Origin of the sequence: Chitinophaga sp., assembly GCF_035564935.1 — a bacterium.
GTDB lineage: Bacteria > Bacteroidota > Bacteroidia > Chitinophagales > Chitinophagaceae > Chitinophaga.
The window spans coordinates 1-1,777 of record NZ_DATMTE010000868.1 but is presented as its reverse complement, the minus strand read 5'-3'; the positions used below and the strand labels follow the sequence as shown (position 1 = coordinate 1,777).

Below are 1,777 nucleotides of genomic sequence, written 5' to 3'. Positions count from 1 at the left end.
AGGTAAAACCACGGTAAGTCCACTGGTTACGTTCGTCGTTACGTTACAAGAAGTTCCTCCAAACGAGATCGGTACAGTCATTGCTCCCGGTGTAGCTGGCGTTCCTGTTACGTTGTAGATCAGGTTACCGTTTCCGTTATTCAATGTTCCGGCAGGAAGGGTAAAGGTTAGCCCGTTCACCATAAAGGTGGATTGAGGATAAGGCTGGCCGTTTCCTGCGATGTATGGTACCGTTAAAGAACCTGTATAAGGTGTTCCCTGTGCAAGAGCAGCCGGAGAGAATGATGCTGCACCGCAGTTCAGTGATCCTACCACTGCAGAAGCTGCTGTCACAGGAATCGTGAAGGTACAGGTCTGACCCGCTACTGTAATCGTAAAGCTTGCTGTTCCCGGAGCAGATGCCGTCCCGGTAATATTAAATACAAAGCTTCCGTTGCCATTGTTCAGCATTCCGCTTGGCAGGCTTGCCACAAGACCGGTAACCCCTGTAGAATTGAAAGTAGCCGCAGGGTAAATCCCGCCGTTTCCTCCTGTGTACGGAACTGTGGTCTGCACCCCGCTCACTGGTTGCCCACTAAATACGCTTCCTACCGTTGTTGCACTTGCACAGTCGATCGCCAGTACATTGGGTGCCGTGGCATTGGATGAGCACATAGATCCCCATTCAGGAACAGCAGGATCTACTGAATCATTCACCATCAAACATCCTCTTCCGGCTCCTAAGAAATCGGTACAGTATACAACTAATCCAGGAGGAGGATTCACTATGGCATCCACCTGTGCCCTGGTCATTCTTGGAGGCAGGAAACCACGGGTCGTACTTTCTACCTGAAGCTCAGCAGCAGGATCTGAAGCATTGGTACCTACCGATACTCTTCCGTTTACAAATCCCATGGTGCTGCTGTTCATATCCATCGTACGTGCATTGGTTAATGTACCGTTGGTGGTATAGATGCTTCCTTCACCTACTTTTTTCCATTGGTTGGCAGCAGCATCGAAATAATAATATCCCGGTGCATCTATGTTTACAACCTGCCCAACCTGGCTGGAAGGATCGCTAAGAGGCTGCGTAACAAGCACAATGGCTCCATCCTGGTCGGCACCATACTGTGGTGTAGTTCCCTGGGAAGCCGTAAATAAGGCATCCGCCGTTAATCGCGGGGCAATAAATCCCTCCGGGGCTGTTCCGTCGGTGGTTTTCGCCGCCACATCCAACGTGGCTTTGGGATCGGGTGTATTGATTCCCACCTGGCTATACGCCGCGGTAGAAACTACAAGCCCGATCATGACTGATAAAGTCTTTTTCATCTTTTAATTTTTGTTTGTTAATTTTTTTATATAAATAGCACAATTAGACAATAGTTGATTACTCACGTTTTTAATCTGTTGGCGTGAGCACCTCTCTTTTTGTACCAATACCAACTTTACAAAGTACAAAAGTGTTTTTCTTTATGTTTTTAGAATCGTAATACGAAGCGTGAGGGGAATATTTTTTAATTTTTCTTCAATGAAAAGAATGAGTTAACATCTTTTTCTTAGCAGCTTAAAAATTCTTCCGAAATACTTCGGATTTTTCATTGCTGTAAAAATGGCTTGATGGGTTATTGTACAGACATACCGATTCTAAGTAGGCATTGGGACTGTCTTTCCATTCTTATTCCGGCACGGTACAACACTCATTATAACTCACAGATTATGAGTTCTATAAAGGAGTTTAAATGTAATCAATTATCCAATATCTTTTAAAAAATATTTGCATTTGCGTATTTTTGCGTAG

At 45.1% G+C, this 1,777-nt stretch carries 1 protein-coding gene; it reads right to left on the bottom strand.

Going from position 1 to position 1,777, the window contains the following annotated elements:
* Positions 1-1,308: hypothetical protein (locus VN105_RS22675; protein WP_325644501.1), on the bottom strand; the 1,308-nt coding region annotated here is incomplete at its 3' end.
* Positions 1,309-1,777 lie beyond the last annotated feature (469 nt).